The organism is Bartonella sp. AP57NXGY, assembly GCF_042195805.1.
Taxonomy (GTDB): domain Bacteria; phylum Pseudomonadota; class Alphaproteobacteria; order Rhizobiales; family Rhizobiaceae; genus Bartonella.
In genome coordinates, this window is record NZ_JBHIOZ010000171.1 from 1 (window position 1) to 2,603 (window position 2,603).

The 2,603-nt window shown below is 38.1% G+C and carries 1 protein-coding gene; it reads left to right on the forward strand.

The features are described from left to right. Window positions 1–257: 257 nt before the first annotated feature. A partial coding sequence (locus ACFIL8_RS09075) for an autotransporter outer membrane beta-barrel domain-containing protein (RefSeq protein ID WP_375681581.1) occupies window positions 258–2,603 on the forward strand: 2,346 nt, incomplete at its 3' end.

The window sequence follows — 2,603 nt, forward strand, 5'->3', positions numbered from 1 at the left end:
TGTCACTTATCAGCATAGATTTAAGAAAATTGGTTTTTCTGGAACGAGTTTCTCTGCTGGATTGCGCCACCTTTTTTAGCGATACATAAACTATATAGTAACTTATATATAACTTATATATAAGTATATAGTGTTATATTAAGTATTAAATTAAATATTTCATTTTATATTTATTGTATTTTGAGAACTTTATTAGCTTAAATATAGATATTATTCTTCAATGAATAGAAGTAGGGGAATAGAAGGCGGCAAGAGTTATGATTTATGTATTTCATAAATATGTATTTTTATGCAACGTTACAACAGCTATTCTTTATTTTTTGCAGGTTACGTATGTTAGTGCTGCAGGATCTTCAAGTGATGCAGGAGGGGCATTTTATAAATGCGATGATAGAAAAACACACTTTCTTGCAGATAAAATCTATTACTTAAAAAGTTCTCAAGAGACGTCTGCTCATATTGCACCTATTGCAGCTATATATGTAGAAAAAGCAGGCACTATTGTTAATGCGTCTCAGATAACAGTTTATGGCGATGATCCAGATAAAATATCTGCGTATGGGGCGTATGTAAGAAATGGTGGAACAATTAATCTAGTAGCTTCAGATTTTAAGAATATACCTGCTCTTCGTGCTCAAAATGCCGTTATTAGCATGACAGTAGGGGAAATTAAGGGGATTTCACATGCTATTTATGCATGGGGGAGAGGAACGGATATTGCTTTAGTGAGTGTGAATATCAATATTGAGCCAGATAACTTGAATGTAAAAGGGATCGGTATTATGAGTGGTTTTGATGCAATGGTTAAAATGACAGACGGTACCGTTAATTTTAACCAGATTGGCTCATTTTCAACTCGATTTGGGGGGCGCTATATTCTTGATACTATGGGGATTACGGGGCAAGGAAGGAGGGAGGAAACTTTAACAGATGGTGATCGAGCTATGGGGGTATTGCCAGAAGCTTTTGAGGTTTTTCAAGGTGGTGACGTTCATTTGAAAAACAATTTTATTCAGCTGAACCATATGCATGCATTCTTGATGAAAAACTTTTCAGGTTATGTAAATGATAATGGTAAGTTAATTCAAAAATATATTTCACCAGATGGCTTTAAGAATACAAGTATTAAGATAGAAAAAAACAATATTTCTGTTCAGAGTGAGGGAGTATATGGACTGTGCTTTAATGTTTTAGCTCCAGAAGAACTTGCTAAAATGTTGAGGCAACGAGATGATGAAAAAATTTTAGAAACCAAAAAAGTTATCACGGGGAGGGCATTTGTTTATTTATCAGAGACAAATATGACAGTTCCAGACGGGATTGCGATTTATGCGAAGGGGAATAAAGACTATGAAGTAAAAGGCACTCTTGAATTATCGGATGAAACAAAAATCTCTGGTGATTTGTTGCTAAAAGCTGAAAATAATGCTTCTCTATTGGTGAAAGCAAACGCTTCCTCTCTTACAGGAGGTACGCGTGTTGAGGATAGATCGGTTATTGATTTAGAGTTAATTCGTTATTCAAAATGGTATCTTACTAAAAGTAAATACAACGGTTTACAGGAATCTGTTTCATCGCTTTCTTCTCTAAGTCTTTCCAATAGCACATTGATCTTTGATGAAGGTAGTGGTTATCAAACGCTATGCATTGGAAAAAAAGCAGATATAGGTGCAGGAGATAAAATTCTCGCATCAAAAGATAAAAAAGTCTACAGTGCTGAGGGAAACGCTCAGATTAGGTTGAATGCATTTTTGAATGATGAGGGTTTGTTTAATCCCCAAAAGACGGATCGCATATTGATCTATGGGGATGTTTCTGGAACGACATTCATTCATGTGCAAAATTTTCCAAAATATGCAAGTAAAGAAGTCTATGAGGGAAAAGATCAAAGCATTTCACTCATTCAAGTTGCTGGAACAGCGCAGGCAGGTTCTTTTCGACTCGCCAATGGTTATGATGATTATACTACGGTGAAAGGTTTTCCTTATCAATATCGTATTCGTGGTTATGGTCCAGGTTCGCCCTTTGGAGAAGCAGATGCTACGCAAAGATTAGTGGAAGGTGAGGGGGAATTTTGGGATTTCCGACTCGAAGGGGTTTATATTTCTTCTAGAATAGGTTCTTATAATGGTCCATTTGGTAAACCTTCTTCGTTTTCATTATCTCATCCTGTTAATCCTCCATCTTCTCCCCCCAATTCACTTTCTACGTCGTTGATATCTGACTCTCCTTCTTCTACGTCCTCTGGTCCTGTTGATCCTCCATCCTCTCCTCCCGATCCATTTTCTACGTCGTTGACATCTGACTCTCCTTCTTCTACATCCCCTGATCCTGTTGATCCTCCATCTTCTCCTCCCGATCCACTTTCTACGTCGTTGACATCTGACTCTCCTTCTTCTACATCCCCTGATCCTGTCGATCCTCCTCCTCCCGATCCATTTTCTACGTCGTTTATGTCTGACCCTCCTTCTTCTACGTCCTCTGATCCTGTTGATTCTCCACGCCCTGATCCACTTTCTATGTCGTTGCCATCTGAGCCCTCTGCTCCGGAGGACACTTCATCTCTGGATACTGTTTCTCCTCCTTCTGCCCCTGTTGAACCA